We start from the raw sequence: 15,670 nt of genomic DNA, 5'->3' as shown, positions 1-15,670 counted from the left end.
CCATCGCAGCCGCGGAAGGAGCACGCCGATGCAGGGACGACCGCTGGAGGGCATCCGCGTCCTGGACCTCACCAACGTCCTGGCCGGGCCGTACTGCAGCTACCACCTGTCACTGCTCGGAGCGGAGGTCGTCAAAGTCGAGGCCCCGGGCCGGGGTGATCTGGCCCGACAGCTGGGCCCGGACGCCGAACTCAACCGGGCCGGCGTCGGCGCGTCGTTCCTCGCCCAGAACGCCGGAAAGAAGTCCATCGAACTGGACCTCAAGGACTCCGCCGATCGCGAGACGTTCACGCGGCTGGTGTCCGGCGCGGACGTCCTGCTCGAGAACTTCCGCGCGGGCGTCCTGGCGCGCATGGGGTTCCCGTGGGAGCAGCTGCGCGCGCTCAACCCCGGCCTGGTCTACTGCGCGATCAGCGGCTTCGGCCAGACCGGGCCGATGAGCCAGGCACCGGCGTACGACCAGATCATCCAGGGCCTCGCCGGCATGATGAGCATCACCGGCACGCCGGACACGGTGCCGATGCGCGTCGGATTTCCCGTCGCCGACACGGTCGGCGGGCTGACCGCCGCGCTGAGCATCACCGCGGCGCTGGCCGCCCGGACCCGCACCGGCGAAGGCGCTTTCCTCGACGTGTCGATGCTCGAAGCGTCGCTGTCCTCGATGGGCTGGGCGGTGTCCAACTACCTGATCAGCGGCGTCGCACCGGAACCGATGGGCGACCAGAACGCGACGGCCGCCCCGTCCGGCACGTTCGAGACCGCCGACGGGCCGCTCAACATCGCCGCCAACCGCCAGGAGCAGTTCCAGACGCTCTGCCGCCTGGTCGGTCGCGAAGACCTGCTCGTCGACGCCCGCTTCGCGGAGCGGGAAGCACGCAAGGCCCATCGGACGGCGCTGAACGCGGAACTCAACACCGCACTGCGGGTCCGCACCGCCCGGGAGTGGGAGGAGATCCTGTCCGCAGCCGGAGTCCCGGCGGCGCGCATCCTCACCGTGCCGCAAGCCGTCGAGCTCGATCAGCTCGACCACCGCTGCTTCTTCACCGAGGTTCCCTTCCCCGGCGCCGACGGGCGCACGGCGCGGGTCTCCGGCAGTGGCGTCCTGTTCGACGGCGAACCGCTGCGGCCACCCGGCCCGGCACCGGTACTGGGCAGCGACACCGCGCGGATCCCCGAACTACTGGCCCGCTGGGGCACGCCGGCCGAGGTGCGCTCGTGAGCGCGGACGCCGTCCGGCGCGAGGTCGCCGACTGGTGGGCCACGTCGATCTCACGCATCGAGCCGGGTGTCGTCGAGCTGCGCGGCCGACCGGTGCAGGAGCTGATCGGCTCGCTGAGTTTCCCCGCCATGATCTGGTTCCTCGTGCGCGGTGACATGCCGACGCCGGAGCAGGCGGCGTTGCTGGAGGCCGCTCTGGTGGCCTCGGTCGACCACGGTCCGCAAGCCCCGTCGATCGCGGCCGCGCGGATGGCGGCCACCTGCGGCATCGGACTGAACAACGCGATGGCGACCGGCGTCAACCTGCTCGGCGACGTCCACGGCGGCGCCGGCGAGCAGTGCGTCGAGTTGCTGACGGAAGTGGTTTCGTCCGGCGATGCCGCCGCCACCGTCACCCGATGGCGGGCGCGGGACCGTTACCTGCCGGGCTTCGGCCACCGGTTCCATCCGGTCGACCCGCGGCGGGACCCGCTGCTGGCGCTGGTCGACGCCGCGGCGGCGGACGGCGTCGTCTCCGGGCAGTACGCCACCGCCGCCCGGGCGGTCGAAGCGGAGCTGAACCGGGACCGGACCCGGCAGATCCCGATGAACATCGACGGCGCGACCGCGGTCATCTACGCCGAGCTCGGATTCCCCGCGCCGCTCGCCCGCGGGTTGTTCGTCCTGAGCCGGAGCGTAGGCATCCTCGCCCACGCGTGGGAGGAAAGTCGGAGCGGTCAGCGCAACAAGGGGCCGCTCCCCCGGTCGATCCGGCCGACCTACCGTCACAGCCCGTAGTCGATCGCTCTTTTCCGCAGTAGTACGTGTCTCAGCGCGTCAGCCCCATGGGTGACCGCCGAAGTGCCGGCCCAGCGCGTGCCGGCCGAAGCCACGACCACCGAGGAGATCGATTCGCTGGTCCGCGCCTCAGGCTGACCTACCACCCCGCCCGCGAGGATCAAGTCGCACCTGCGCACACGCGCTGAACGGCGCTCGGGCCGGGGCTTTCCGGTGGCGTGCCGGGCTGGCGGAAGATCGCCGTCGCTGCTGCCTGCGGAAGGAATCTGACGAGCGCCATGCGCACCACCTCGCGACGCACGGTGCCCTTGGTCTCGTACAGCACCTTGCCGGTCACTGGTGCGGCCTCGGTGCGGGCCGCGTCGTCACGGTCGTTCCGTATCGCTTGTCGCGGATACTGACGGTCACCGGGTGCAAGCCTCGAACAAACTGAGCGCGGCAAGAGCGGATAGCCCGCCAGATCAACTCCTGCAGTCGTAGCACGGCCGCGGGCGGCTCTCGAATCCGCGACGATCGGCATGGAACTCAAGGTGTGGCGCCCGGCCGGACAATTTTCAGCAGTCCTGCGGACGGCGTTCGGGATCCGACCGATCAGTCCATCCTGTGAGGTCGGTTGCCCCAGATCTACCTGGCCGATTCGTCAGGATGCCTTCCCAGGCCGCTACCTGGCGACTACTCCCCGCATGATGGTCGCCTGCCCGGATGCACGGCGCCTGGCATCGATGGCGATCCCGCGAGAGCGGGGAACCTAGGTGACAGGCGCGGTCTTGGGGGCTGGCCCGCGGTTGTGCGCGTGGCGTGCGGCCCGGGAGTGGATGTGCCAGCGCTGCGGCCGTCGTGGACAGCTTGGTGGGGGCGGTGGTGAAGGCGGTGCCCACCGTCCTGAGCGGACGGACCGATCGCGTCGCCTTCGCGGTTGGAGTGTCCGACACTCCTACGTCCGACCTGTTCCCTAGAGTCCGGCGGGTGAGTGAGAACGAAGCGTTGGATCGGACCCGCCGAGACTACGACGAGGTCGCCGAGTTGTACGACGACATGGTGCGACAGGGTGACCAAGTCATCGATGCGCTGTCAGCAGGGATGATCAACGCCTTCGCCGACCTCGTCCGCGCCGGTGGGTCGGTGGGTGCTGTGGTCGATGCGGGTTGCGGTCCCGGACAGTGGACCGATCACCTGGATCGAGCCGGTATCCGGGCTTACGGGATCGATCTGTCACCGGCCATGATCGCGATCGCCCGCCGGTATCGTCCCGACCTGCGCTACGAGGTCGGTTCCATGCTCCGTCTCGACGCAGGGGACGAGTCGATCGCGGGCATCCTGGCGCACTTCTCGTTGATCCACACGCCGCCGGACCTGCTTCCGCGTGTCCTGACCGAGTTCGCCCGAGTGGTAGAGCCGGGCGGACCCCTGCTGATCGGTGTGCAGATCACCGACACCGCAGACACCAACGGTTGGGTCCCGTACGACCACAGAGCCTCACCGGCGTATCTGTGGACCCTCGACGCGCTCGCCGACCGACTGCGCGAGCACGACTTCGCCGAGATCGGACGCCTGCGAATCGTTGCTCCGGCGCCCGGCAAGCCGCCCGCCGGATACCTGCTGGCGCGCCATGACGCCAGAAGTAACGAATGAATTTGCCGACCTGGGCGGGCAGTCAGCGGTGTGCAGCGTGGCGTGACGTCGAATGGGTGAATCTCCTGGTAGACGGGCGATTGCCTAGATCAACACATCCCACCAGGAGCTTCAACGTGCTGTCCTACCCGTCCGGGGATGACCGTGTCCAGCCGCGCCCTCGGCGTGCTCTCCGATGCGCTGCGAGCGCAGCGCAACCAGCGCCGAACCCGGTGGCGGAAGCTCTCGCCCGGCCGGCAGGCGCTGCTCGTGGTCGCGCACGTGCGTAAGGGCGAGACCCACGCCGACCTGGCCTGCGGCTTCCGCATCGGGACCTCGACGGTGTACCGGCACATCCGTGAGGCGCTCGAACTGCTCGCCGCGATGGCTCCCACCCTGGCCCAGGCGATCGAGGTCGCCCGCCGCAAGGCGTTCGTGATCCTCGACGGCACCCTGCTGCGCATCGACCGGGTAGGCATGACATCGGGCTATGACCGGGCCTTCTACTCCGGCACGCACAAGGCCCACGGGCTGAACGTGCAGGTCGTCGCCGACCCGATCGGCCGGCTGGTGTGGATCTCGCCGCCGCTGCCCGGCGCGAGACATGACATGGGCGCTGCCCGCGAGCACGGGATCATCGACGCGCTGGCCACCCACGAGATCCCCGCGGCGGCCGACACCGCCTCTCAGGGCGCCGGGCCGACGGTCGCGGTTCCGCAGCGGCGCCGTCGGAAGGATCCAGGCACCGGCCGCTACCGGCGCCCGTCCCGGAACCAGAAGGACGTCAACACCGCCCACGCCCGCCGCCGTGGACCCGGTGAGCGGGCCAACGCCGAGCTGAAGAACTGGCGGGTTCTGCGGAAGATCCGCTCCAGCCCGAACACCGCCCACCGGCTCATCGCCGCAGTTCAGACCCTCATGATCGCCAGCGCATGATCAGGTTGGCAAAGGCTCACTGGACCAACCTCCGATGATCCCGAGTTGGATGCGCACTGCGCGGCAGAAGCGGATGTTGTTGGAGCCGGATTCCTGCAGCGCGCGACGTCGCTGGCAACCTTGGCGGATGACCCCAGAAGCCGGCACGTGACTCCTCGCTACCCGCACCGCAAACCCAAGGACTTCCACCAGGCTCGCGTCGATCTCGTCGATCCCTGGCTAGCCAACTGAACGTATTTCAACCTGGCTCGGACCGGCAGGTCGGCTCCTCGCCGAACCACATGAGGAGACGCATGCGGCAGCCGTGGCGAGGTCAGGCGGTCGTGGAGCGTGGCTCTCTTGTCGCGGGCCGGTTTGGACTATGCCGCTACCTGCGCCAACACCAGGTTGAAAAGAGTTCACTGACTCTGATGGCTTGGATCGCCCGCGACACGCCACTACGGGCCACCAGCGCTCGGGCTCGTCGCTCGCGGTCCCGGGCCCTGGGAGCAGTCGATCCTGCGCCCCCGCCGCGCAGGGGCGCAGGACCGGTCGTCGATTAGCTGCCGGGACGATCCCACCAGCCGCACTTGAACGCCTCAGCAGCCGTGAGGAACGGCGAAATCTTCTTCACCGTGCTCAGTGCGGTTTTCCAGCTGCTGAATTTGCCCTGCGTGAAGGCGCGCTCCAGCGTTTTCTGTGTCGCCTCGTCGATCGCGGCCTCCTTGAGGCATTCGCCGAGGGGCTTACCCCCACCAACGACACCATCGGACACGCAGTTTCCTTTATGGTCGCTGACTTTGCCTTGAGCCAGGCAGCTGATCGGCGAGTTCGCCGGAGGCGGCGGCGGCTGCTTGGCGTTGTACTGCGCAGTCAGCGCGTCCGCGGTGATCCCACCGACGTTGCCATCCGCGCCCAGGCGATTGCGGCCCTGGAAATCGAGGACGGCGATCCGGGTCAGACGGCCGAACTTTCCATCCTCGGCCAGTGCGTAGCCGGGATTGACGACGTTCAGATAATGCTGGAGCTTGACGACACAGTCGCCGCTGAACCGTTCGATGAGCAGCGGGCAACCCGCGAAACTCCGGTTATTCGTGTCATCGGCGCGCGCGACGGACGGCGCGGCGCCCATTGCCACCGCCATTACTGCAAGGCTCAGCAGCAACGAAACGAAATTTGGGATTCGCTTCGTGGTTCGGCTAGTACCTAACAACTCGTTCCCCCCAGTTTGCTAGTACAGGCGACTCACGGTAACGCGTGGACGAGCGGAGTGGTGTGCCCCCAAAGCGAGGTGATGCGGACGTCGAAAAAGGTTCCGGCAGGACGCCGAGGCCAGCCGCTCGTACGCAGCACGGCCTAGACGGGAAGTGGGCGGAGCCGCTTGCTGTCGGCTTCACGCTCCGTGCCCAGGGCCTGCAACCAACTGCTACCCAAGTGGCGCTTCGCGAGAGACGCATCGCGGCATAAGAGTAAGTAGCAATTCGGTTTCCCTGCCTAGAGAAGTCGCAATTCCATGGCGAACCTGTCGCGTCCCGTAGTGTCCTTAGTGATCCGGGCACGAGCGTCGAGGTCAAATCCGATACTCGCTGTAGCCGGACTGTGTCATTTCTCGGTAGAGCGCCCCTTCGGGCCGAGGGGGACCGACGGTCCATCAGCGAGTGATGAGCCACCTGTGCGCGTCGCTGCGTCTATTGATGCGCATCGTCATCGACTGTCGCGGCGATCAGGTCCACCTCGCGGTTGGCCGTGAGCTCGGGCTGCCCCTGGTGGTGTTGCATTCGCCTACGGACGCCACGGTCGGCATCGAGAACACCGGCGAGATCTTCCGGACGGCGCGCCATCCGTTTAGCTTCGTCTCGCTGGAGGCGAAGCACTTGTTGAACGACCCCGGGCAGGCCGTCCGCGCGGCACGCATCCTCGGCGCCTGGGCGCTGCGCCACCTCTGCCCGGAGAGCGACCGGTGAGCCGCCCGTCGTCGGTCGACGAGCGCGCGCTGCGGGTGCCGACGCTGAACACATGGGGCATGCGCGGCGACTGGCCGCGCCGTCCTCCGGCACGGCTTCGCCGACCTCGCGGCCGACCTGATCACCCTGCAGGAAACCATCGTCACCGACGCCTCCGACCAGGCCCGGGGCATACGGCTGGGAGAGCGCTGATCTCCGGGATCAGGTGTCCGGAGCGGCCGGGATCTGGACCGTCCCCGGGTGGCAGCCTTCGAGGACGGTCGCTCATAGGCGTCGACGGCCGTGCCCGTGTGCCGGTGCAGGAGGGCCGGCTCAGCCCTCGAACAGCTTTCGTATCTGCTCGTTGAAAGTCAGCGCGGACAGGAAGCCGAAGAGGACAAAAGCCCAGATCAGCGCCACGACCCGGACGGCGCTCGGGCGGATCTCCCTCGGTAGCACCCGCCGGTTGATCAGGAGCAGCAGCGCCGAGTAGAAGAACATCATCAGCCCGCCCGTGACCGCGGAGATGACGAGCAGGATCAGCGGCTGGGTGAGCCCGGACAGCAGGACGATGACACCGATGCCGACTAGACCCCACACCAGCCCGAAGTAGATCTTGCTCTCGTTCGTCGACTTCAGGTACGCGGTCTTCAGGACGTCGGCTCCCAGCCGGCTGGTGTAGTCCACTATCCCGAGCGCCGCCGCGAACAGCGAGAGCGCGCCGATGATCCAGAAGAACGTGCCGAACCAGCCGCCGACGGACTCGTTTAGCGCGTCACCCTCGACCTTCAGGAACGAGATGTCGCTGCTCAGCCCTTCCCGGCCGAAGACCGTGGCGTAGGCGAGCAGGGAGGTGAAGAAGATGGTCAGGAAGCTGATCAGCACGAAGGTGCTCAACTGCTCCAGGTTGGCGAACCGCCACCACCGCCGCCACCGGTCGAGGTTCTCCCGCGTCGGCTCGAAGACGAAACCGGTCGACGGCGCGGCCTCCGGCTGGCCGGTGACCGGGCTGACGATCCGGGGGACGTACGCACCCATGCCGAAGCCCTTGTCGCGGATCCAGTTGCTCTGGCAGAGGTTCTGCCCGCCTCCGGCCCCGGCGAACGCCAGCGCCCCGAGCAGCAGCGCGAAGCCGAGTTCCTGGTGCGGCACCCCCGCCTCGGTGATGATCCGCGGGCTGTCGGCCCAGGCCGTAGCGCCGATCGCGGCCACGCCACCGACGACGATCAGCAGCAGGATCGCCGCTACCTTGACCATCTCGATCTTCTCGAGGGCCTGGTAAACGACCGGCGTCATGGTCAGGACGATGCCGATCAGAAACAGGATCCCGACGGCGATCGGCACCCGGTTGCCGCCGACGAGATAGGTGATCAAGGTCGCCGAACTGGTTGCCCAGCCGGGCCAGAGGTTCGCGAAGTAGGCCATGATCGCGAAGAGCAGACCCCAGTGCCGCCAGTACCGGCTGAAGCCGGTCAGCGCGGTCTCCCCGGTGGCCAGCGTGTAGCGCTCGATCTCCATGTTGAGGAAGTACTGGGTGGCCAGGCCGACGAACGCGGCCCAGACGAACACCAGCCCCACCTGGGAAGCGATGTAGGGGAAGAGGATGAATTCGCCACTGGCCATGCCGACGCCGGCGGCCACGATTCCCGGTCCGATGACGTGTCGGAAGGTCGCCGGTGGCTCGGGCAGCTCCCGGACCTCGGGAGCGGCCAGATGCTTGATCGGGAACAGGTCCACCACCGAGGAGTGGCTTCCGCCGGTGTGAGGGATGCTGACCATGGCGCCTCCTTCATCCTTTGGTTGGGTCGCCGCAGATGCGGTGTCAGTCCGCGTTCTGCGACCTGACGCGTACCGCGACGGCGGTCAGACCGAGACGTGCGGGTAATCGCCGGCCGCGTGCGACGCGAACGCCACGTGCCGGTCGGACAGGTCCTCGCTGCGCCGGACGCCGAGCAGTTGCATCGACCGCTGGTATCCCTCGGCGAGGATCTCGAACGCGCGGAGCACCCCGCCCTGACCGCCGGCCATGAGGCCGTAGAGGTAGGCGCGGCCGATCATGACCGCGTCCGCTCCGAGCGCACGAGCCGCCACGATGTCCTGTCCGTGCAGCACACCGCCGTCGATGAGTACGGTCGCCTCCAGCCCGACCGCCGCCCGGATGGCCGGCAGCACGTCGAGGGTCGCCGCCGATCGGTCGAGTTGCCGCCCGCCGTGGTTGGACACCACGACGCCGTCGGCGCCGTGCTCCAGGATCTCGCGCGCAGATGCGGGCGTCGTCACGCCCTTGACGAGAAGATTGCCCCGCCACCGCCGACGTAGCCAGGTGAGCGACTCGAGGTTCAGGCCAGGATCGAACAACATGTTCGCAACCTCGCCGGGGGTCGGTTTGCCCGGAATGCCGTCGAGCGAAGCGAACGTCATCCCCCCGGTCGTCAGTTTGTTGAACCACCACGTCGGAAACCGGGACATGTTCAGCGCGGTGCGGGCCGTCAGCGTCGGCGGAATCGTGAGGCCGTTGAGGACGTCACGCAGGCGCATGCCCGACACCGTCGTGTCGACGGTCAGCAGGACCGTCGAGTATCCTGCTGCCTCGGCCCGCGCGAGCAGTTCCTCATTCAGACGCCGGTTCGCCGTGAGATACAACTGGAACCAGAGGTCACCGCCCGGCGCCGCGGCACGGACGTCCTCGATCGAGGTCGAGCCCATCGTCGACAGCGCGTACGGCACTCCGACGTGCTGAGCCACCGATGCGACGGCCGCCTCACCGTGGTGGTGCATCATCCGCGTGTAGCCGGTGGGCGCGAACATCAGCGGCATCGCGATGCGCTGCCCCAGGAGAATGATGCTCGAGTCGGGACTAGCGACCGAACGCAGCGCGTCCGGTCGGAAGGTGATCCGCCGGTAGGCGGCGACGTTCCGCGCCGCGGTGATCTCCTCCTCCGCCGCGCCGTCCACGTAGTCGAAGACCGCACGAGGGGTGGTGCGCCGGGCCGCCTCACGCAGGTCGCGGATCGAATGGGAACGCTCCAGCCGCCGCCGGGTGCGGCCTAGCCGCGGCCTGCGGAACTGTACGACCTCGCGCAGCTCCGACCAGCTCGGAATCTGCCGGACGGTCGCGATCGGGGCGAGTACGGCCGGCGGTGCCGGCCGGAACAGGGGCCCTACGTCATCCTGATTGCTCACGGTCGCTCCTTCCGTCGAGCGGGGAGGGTGGAGCTGCTCGTCAAGAATCAACCGGAGGGCTCGGCCGTCACTGATTGCGACGCCTTACTTAAAGCATCCGTACGTAGAGCATCCGTGCGCCCGGAAATGCGAAACGGCATTCCAATTGCTGCACTGTAGGTTGGAGTCCGGTGAGGCGTCAAGCGTCGTCAGGTTCGGCGATACCGCGCGGACAACGTCGATTCTTTCAATTCCGGAGCGGCTCCGGCAGCTGATGTTTTCGCCGACAACTGCCGGCTTGCGAGAGGGCAAATCGCGAGGGCCGGTCGTGGAAGAGGCGGCCGATCAGCGCGTTGATGCACGCCGGGCGAACAACGAGTCGGCGAAGTGGGACTCAGTGCGGTTCTGGCCGGGTGGGCCGATCGGCACGGCCGCGAGCTGGCCCTCGAGTTGCGCGGTCCACTGTTGCCGTCGGGGATGGATCCGACGTGGCTGCTGAGTTTCACGGGCGGAAGCTCGGACGGGCAGATCGCGCTGTTTCGGGGTCCGGTGGTTGACGTCGCGGCGTACCGCTGGGCGAGGCCGCACGAGGGCATGTGCGTGGGTGGCGCTTTCGGCGTCGCCGATGACCACTTCGACCGGATGCTGGACGATCTCCTAGCGATGGACTGCGGCGGACCGGTGCCGAACTGGCTCAAGTTGACGCCCAGCTGATATACGCAGGAGCCAGCAAGCTGCGACCGCAGCGCGGCATGAGCGAGTGTTCGGAAGCGAACGTTGCGCCCGTCGCGCCGGCGATCGAGCCCGCCGCCGATCCGCGCGAAGCTCATGGCACAGCAGGAACACACCCACACTTCTGGAGGCTGGACGACATGAGCGGCTGCTACGACTACGACTACAACCAGTGCAACGACTGGGACTACAACGAGTGCAAGCCGCGCCGTCGCCGCCACCACAAGAAGCGCTACAACGACTGCTGGGACTACAACCCCTGCAGCTGACCCACACCAGCAGCACCAGGGCCGGGGAGCACACGCTTCCCGGCCCTTGGCGCGTCCGCACGAACGCCGATCAGGCCTCGACCCGATCAGGACAGCGGCCGATGCGCCACCACCTGCGGCAGAGCAATGCTTCGCGCTGGACGCGGCATGAGAGTGTGTTGGTCGGCCGTCGCTGCCGCGGACGCCCCAAGTCCGCTTCCGAGGCCGCTGACGAAGTCAGCCTCCCTGTCAGGCAGCCTCGTCTCGTCCAATTGGCCCCGAGCCTCTATGCGCTCGCCTGAAGTTCCACCAAGCGGCAAGGAACATGACGGGGCCGACGGGAAGGCCGGTGTAGAACCCGGGGTCACCCATGCCGCCCCGTCCGAACCAGACGACGGCCAGGACCAGCCAGCCAAATCCCACGACGAGCCATAGGGCACCCAACGCCAACTGGGACCTGCGCATGAAGGTCGTCATGTGGGATTCCTAGCAGCCCGATCACACTCGCGACCATCAAATTGCTGTTGAGCGCCTCGCGGCATGAGCGGATGTCTTGTCGGGATGGAACGGAGTCAGTTCTTCGCGATCGACGCCACGGGGATCTGTCCGTGCTCCGATTCCGGAAATATTCTTGGATGCGCGCGAACTGACGCAGCCTTAGGGTCGCCACATGGACGTTCGAGGCTCCGGGAACCGGCACCGCAGTGGTTGGTGGCCCCTGCGCATCGCGGCTGCCACGGGTCTGCTCCACGCGGCGGTGAGCCTTTTCTGGGCTCTGGGCGGCCGTTGGCAACTGGAATCGGTGGGCGACTGGGCCGTCCAGTTAGCTGACGACCATCCGGTGGAAGCCGGTCTCGGCCTGACACTCGTTGCTCTGGTGAAGGGCGCCGTCGCGATCGTCCCGCTGGTGAATGAACGTCGGAAGACCCGGTACTACCGGTGGATTCGTTTCCTCGGCTGGTCTGCCGGCGTCGTCCTCGTGGCGTGGGGAGGTGTGTCGACCCTCTCGGCCTGGGCGGTCTTGACGGGCGTCATCACACCCACCGGTGGATACGACCGGGAGACGATGATCGGGCACGGTTTGCTGTGGGACCCGCTGTTCACGATCTGGGGTTGCGCCCTCCTGATCGGACTGTGGTGCAGCCGCAACCGGACTCACGTCACTACGGAACAGACATCGCGTTTGTCTCGGTGACGGCCAGGCGCGAACAGCGGCATGTGAGTGCTTGGCTGTAAGTCGAACCATCTTTGTGTCAGGCATTATCAACCGTTACCTCAGTTGCGACTAAGTCGTCATGTCTGACCGTCAGGTTGTTGTGCGCCGGTATCTACCGTCGGATCGGAACGCGGTTCCTCTGCTCGCCCCTCGGCCGCGGATCGGCGTCGCGTCCTGGCGGGATTCCGCAGCAGTCGGTGCTGCAGTGACCGGCTGGCCCGAGGATTCTCAGAGCGCTCCGCGCGGCGCGGTCGGGTCGTGAACCACCCAGGTGAGGGAGCAAGCATCTAGAGGCCCGGCTTCTCCCCCCAGCAGTAGTCGCGGCTCGCCGGTAGCAGCAGCGCCGCCACGAGCAGCACGCCGATCACGATCCCGATGACGGCGAAGATCCACCCACCGCTCGGGTCGTCGCCGTCGACGAGGAACGCCAGCCCAGTGAGCAGAAGCCGGATGACGCCGATCGCCAGCGCGATAATCCACCCCACCCGGGTGCCTTGCCACAGAGCCACGCCGAGCACGAATGCGAGAAAGGCCGTGAAGATGTTCGCGCCGCTCCCCCCGGAGTCATTCAGTACGGCCAGGACGGCGGCGATCGCCGAGTGGGCCACCAACAACCCGATCATCAGGACCGCGACGGCGATCGACGCCGGACGGCGCCGCACTGTCGGAAGTGGAGGGGGAGTCATGGGCGGAGCTGGTGGAGCGCTCGGCTGAACTGAGAGGGCGGAGCCGGAGAGGGCTGGGCCGGATCCGACCGGACCGAGATATCGCGGACCGAGATTGGGCGGGCCGGGATTGGGCGTCGTGGCCGTCCGCGCCGCCTGTAGCCGCACTTTGTGGCGGCCTCGGCGCAATCCGGTCACCAGAGCGATGGCGAAGCAGATGGTGAGGCCGAGGCAAGGCAGGCCCAGCAGCGCCGCCAGGCCGCTCCCAGCTTGGAGTCGGTACTGGTCGAAGGGCGGCGGGTCGCCGAACCCGTAGGTCGGGGCGTCGCACTTCACGGAGTAAGGACCCGACTCGTTGGGGCGCACGGTGTCTACGTGGACCCATCGCTGGCCGGAGCGTGTGAACTCCCAGGGTTCCTCGTCGCGGGGCGTGGCGGTTAACGACCCGACGGTGCAGAACTGCCTAGCATTTTTGGGCACATACAGGCCATAGTCCCGGCTGGCATCGACCTCTATCAATGACACCTCTTTGCCGGAATAGGTCTGGAAATCCGGGTATGTGTTGTCCATCAAGTGGTCACTGACAGCCAGGCCGCCGATGCCGAGCGCGATCGACAGGACGGCGATGAAGACGGCTATGCCGTACCAGAGGCGTCGCGGACGGAGCTGACGGGGGTCGATCGGCTGCGCCATCGGGCTACTTTCTTTGCGGTCCGAGTCCGGTCTAGTGGAGAGGAGGGTCTCAGTCGGTGCCAATAGCACGGACGGCGGCCTATCCGGCTGAAGCCGACCGGCGAGAAAGGTTGCACAGGACACCCGGCACTCGCTGCCGTCATTCATCGAACGCCCGGGAGCGAGAGCGTCAGCCGGTTCGCGTTTCCCCTTTGCGCGGGCGACCACGTCGATCGGTCGTATGGGTATCGATCTCGCCGACGCGACTCCTGTCGGCATTCTGCGGCTGCGGACCGAGCCATCGCTCAGTCTGGCCTGGTCGGTCGGCTCCGACTGAACAGGCGCTTGGCGGCACGGGGGTGCTTCGCTGGAAGTCGAACTATCCTTATGTCGGGCACGCTGCTCCTGCGAGTAGCCGAGCAGTTGGCGCGGAATGTCGCGGTCTCCGTCGCGCCTGACGCTGAAGACCGGCGCTGCCAACGGTGCTGACCTGTCGTTCTACTCGCTGGGCGGCTATCAGAACGAAGACGCGTCGCCGACCAGAGGCTGTAGCACCGAACGCCTTGGTAGCGGCACGAGAGTGTGCCCGTTCAACCCGAAGCCTTCGCGCGGATGGAATGCTCTATCCTTGTTGCCGGTGAATACCCGCGAGCAGACCCGAATGATCGACGTCGCCCCGGGAGTAGCTCAACTGTCGGACCGACGCACGCAGCGCCGCTGGTCGATCGCGCTCGAGTCCTACCGGATTGGCGTCTACCCAGTCACCCGCGCCGAATACCTCGTCACAACCGGTCAACCGCCTCCTGCCGCCGACGAAGGCCACCTGCCGGCGATCGACGTCTCGTGGTGGGACGCGGTTCGGTTCTGCAACGCCCTCTCGCGGCGCGAAGGGCTGTCTGCCGCTTACCGGTTCGGCACCGAGGACAGCGTCGAACCTGACGCATCGTCCACGGGCTACCGGCTCCCGACAGAAGCCGAATGGGAACATGCCTGCCGCGCCGGCACGACCGGTCCACGCTACGGCGAGCTCGACGAGATCGCCTGGTACCGCGGCAACTCCCAGGAACAACCCCACCCGGTAGGCGGCAAGCACCCGAACGCCTGGGGCCTGCACGACATGCTCGGCAACGCCTGGGAGTGGTGCTGGGACATCTACGACGCCGAGGTCTACGGCAGCTACCGCGTGCTGCGCGGCGGCGGCTGGTTCGACGAACAGTGGAGCTGCCGCGCTTCCGTCCGCCGGCGCAGCCACCCCACCCTCCGCCTTGACGACGTCGGATTCCGATTGGCCCGCTCCGGCCACTGACCGCACTGCTGATGAGCGGATGTGTAGGTCCGCGACGACGGGCGCTGGCTGTGTCCGGCAGGCCACGCCGGCCCGTTGCTCTGACGCGACGCCGCCAACGGGCCGTCCGCGGCACGAGCGAGCGTCGGCTAGCCCGACTGCCAGCGAGCGCCGAGCCCCAACCGTGGGTTCGGCAGGGTTGGGAGCAGAATCGGTTTGTGACCATCACGGTATGGATGGACGGCTGGCAGATGGAGTGCTGCGGTGAGCCGTTCGCGATCCAGTCCACCGACCGACACGAACCTGAGCTGGACGGCCAACAATTCGTCGGATACATCGTCGAGGTGGACGAAACGCCGTCGCCGTCGCCGTCCTGAGCGACGGGCGTCGATACCTCCCTACACAGTCATCTCCTTCCGTCTCTGTCACTCGTTCGGCGTCGAAGTCGTCTGCGGTCGCGCCTCTCCTGGTTGCGGCGTGTGAATGCGTTCAAGAATCCCAGCCAGCAGCCTACCGGCCGGACTCTATTGACATCGAAAACCCGTCTCGCGTATAGACTGCGGAATAGCATTTCGCGTCAGCACGCCCGAGCGCTATCCAGGCCGCCGTGACGGTAGAAATGCTATTGCTGGGATTGACTCGTGGACCATCGTCACTCCAGCAATACATCAATACTCCTGTGACCGCCGTGGTCATCTGCGGTGTTGACGCCACCGACCGCACAGACGCCTGACACATCTTCGATGCGCTCTGGCAATAAGCCCATTTCCCCTCCGGTGAATGGGTGAACTGCTTTCGAATTGACCGCTGACGATTCTATCCGGTACCGCTATTCCTGACGGACGCCCAGAACCCGACGAGTGCGGAGATCCTTCTGCCGAGTCTTTTCTAGTTGGCTGCGTGCCGGGTTGAATGCCTGGCTCCGTCGCGGCCAGGGCACGGAGGCTCTAGCCGTGGGTCCCACCCTCCGTCCGAACTGGATGATTTCCAGGCAGGGGTTCTGCTTGTTGGTTCCCAGCATGCCTACCGCTGGAAGCCCGGAGGCAGGCGAGGATGGAGGCGATCGGTCGGATGTCCGTCGAGACACAGTCTCGTCGGCAGGAGCGGACGTCTGCGCGCCGCTTCGGTCGGCTATCCGCGGTAGTTCAGGAGTCCGGCCACCAACCACCGACCGTCCATAGTTGCTCCGGGCCGCCGCAGGCGGCATAGCCAGCGGAAAGGTCCAG

13 protein-coding genes and 2 pseudogenes are annotated in these 15,670 nt (G+C 67.0%); 10 read left to right on the top strand and 5 right to left on the bottom strand.

What is annotated here, in order from left to right; genetic code table 11:
* Positions 1-28: 28 nt before the first annotated feature.
* Positions 29-1,219 carry a CaiB/BaiF CoA transferase family protein gene (locus CRYAR_RS16920; protein WP_035851979.1) on the top strand — a complete coding sequence of 397 codons (1,191 nt, stop codon included), beginning with the start codon at positions 29-31 and terminating at the stop codon, positions 1,217-1,219.
* Positions 1,216-1,995: a citryl-CoA lyase gene (locus CRYAR_RS16915; protein ID WP_035851977.1), complete on the top strand. Its 780-nt coding sequence runs from the start codon at positions 1,216-1,218 to the stop codon at positions 1,993-1,995. Before CRYAR_RS16920 ends, CRYAR_RS16915 begins: the two co-directional genes overlap by 4 nt.
* A 160-nt stretch (positions 1,996-2,155) precedes the next feature.
* On the opposite strand, the gene CRYAR_RS47305 is transcribed toward CRYAR_RS16915, so the two are convergent.
* Positions 2,156-2,515: a hypothetical protein gene (locus CRYAR_RS47305; protein WP_157017789.1), complete on the bottom strand. Its 360-nt coding sequence runs from the start codon at positions 2,513-2,515 to the stop codon at positions 2,156-2,158.
* 446 nt (positions 2,516-2,961) lie between these two features.
* On the opposite strand from CRYAR_RS47305, the gene CRYAR_RS16910 reads away from it, so the two are divergent.
* The gene (locus CRYAR_RS16910; protein ID WP_051570420.1) at positions 2,962-3,627 is read left to right on the top strand and encodes a class I SAM-dependent methyltransferase; all 666 of its coding nucleotides are present in this window, start codon (positions 2,962-2,964) and stop codon (positions 3,625-3,627) included.
* A gap of 116 nt (positions 3,628-3,743) precedes the next feature.
* Positions 3,744-4,542, top strand: a pseudogene (locus tag CRYAR_RS16905) (transposase family protein).
* A gap of 538 nt (positions 4,543-5,080) precedes the next feature.
* Here CRYAR_RS16905 and CRYAR_RS16900 read toward each other — a convergent pair.
* Entirely contained in the window at positions 5,081-5,665 is a 585-nt protein-coding gene (locus tag CRYAR_RS16900; protein WP_084700595.1) for a peptidoglycan-binding domain-containing protein, read from the bottom strand.
* A gap of 601 nt (positions 5,666-6,266) precedes the next feature.
* Between CRYAR_RS16900 and CRYAR_RS16895 the strand changes: the two are divergent.
* Positions 6,267-6,485: pseudogene (locus CRYAR_RS16895) on the top strand (alpha/beta hydrolase); the annotation flags it as partial.
* 312 nt (positions 6,486-6,797) lie between these two features.
* On the opposite strand, the gene CRYAR_RS16890 reads toward CRYAR_RS16895, so the two are convergent.
* Both CRYAR_RS16890 and CRYAR_RS16885 read right to left on the bottom strand, forming a co-directional pair.
* Positions 6,798-8,243 carry an Nramp family divalent metal transporter gene (locus tag CRYAR_RS16890; RefSeq protein WP_035851972.1) on the bottom strand — a complete coding sequence of 482 codons (1,446 nt, stop codon included), beginning with the start codon at positions 8,241-8,243 and terminating at the stop codon, positions 6,798-6,800.
* An 84-nt stretch (positions 8,244-8,327) separates the two neighbouring features.
* Entirely contained in the window at positions 8,328-9,620 is a 1,293-nt protein-coding gene (locus CRYAR_RS16885; protein WP_051572081.1) for an alpha-hydroxy acid oxidase, read from the bottom strand.
* Between the two features lie 393 nt (positions 9,621-10,013).
* Here CRYAR_RS16885 and CRYAR_RS16880 point away from each other — a divergent pair, with 393 nt between their 5' ends.
* From CRYAR_RS16880 to CRYAR_RS16870, 3 genes are all read left to right on the top strand, one after another.
* Entirely contained in the window at positions 10,014-10,340 is a 327-nt protein-coding gene (locus tag CRYAR_RS16880; RefSeq protein WP_051570416.1) for a hypothetical protein, read from the top strand.
* A 158-nt stretch (positions 10,341-10,498) separates the two neighbouring features.
* Positions 10,499-10,627 carry a hypothetical protein gene (locus tag CRYAR_RS50205; RefSeq protein WP_281174598.1) on the top strand — a complete coding sequence of 43 codons (129 nt, stop codon included), beginning with the start codon at positions 10,499-10,501 and terminating at the stop codon, positions 10,625-10,627.
* Positions 10,628-11,276: 649 nt separating this feature from the next.
* Positions 11,277-11,801: a DUF3995 domain-containing protein gene (locus tag CRYAR_RS16870; protein ID WP_051570414.1), complete on the top strand. Its 525-nt coding sequence runs from the start codon at positions 11,277-11,279 to the stop codon at positions 11,799-11,801.
* Positions 11,802-12,109: 308 nt separating this feature from the next.
* On the opposite strand, the gene CRYAR_RS47300 is transcribed toward CRYAR_RS16870, so the two are convergent.
* Positions 12,110-13,180 carry a hypothetical protein gene (locus tag CRYAR_RS47300; RefSeq protein WP_157017787.1) on the bottom strand — a complete coding sequence of 357 codons (1,071 nt, stop codon included), beginning with the start codon at positions 13,178-13,180 and terminating at the stop codon, positions 12,110-12,112.
* Between the two features lie 616 nt (positions 13,181-13,796).
* On the opposite strand from CRYAR_RS47300, the gene CRYAR_RS16860 reads away from it, so the two are divergent.
* Together CRYAR_RS16860 and CRYAR_RS47295 are read left to right on the top strand one after the other, a co-directional pair.
* Complete coding sequence (locus CRYAR_RS16860) at positions 13,797-14,465, top strand: formylglycine-generating enzyme family protein (protein WP_035863626.1); 669 nt, start codon at positions 13,797-13,799, stop codon at positions 14,463-14,465.
* Positions 14,466-14,662: 197 nt separating this feature from the next.
* On the top strand, positions 14,663-14,821 hold the full coding sequence (locus CRYAR_RS47295; RefSeq protein ID WP_157017785.1) for a DUF6578 domain-containing protein: 159 nt from the start codon (positions 14,663-14,665) through the stop codon (positions 14,819-14,821).
* The last annotated feature ends 849 nt before the right edge of the window (positions 14,822-15,670 follow it).

The organism is Cryptosporangium arvum DSM 44712 (assembly GCF_000585375.1).
In the GTDB taxonomy this organism is placed as follows: domain Bacteria; phylum Actinomycetota; class Actinomycetes; order Mycobacteriales; family Cryptosporangiaceae; genus Cryptosporangium; species Cryptosporangium arvum.
The sequence above is the reverse complement of the archived record's forward strand: the minus strand, read 5'-3'. Positions and strand labels throughout refer to the sequence as shown.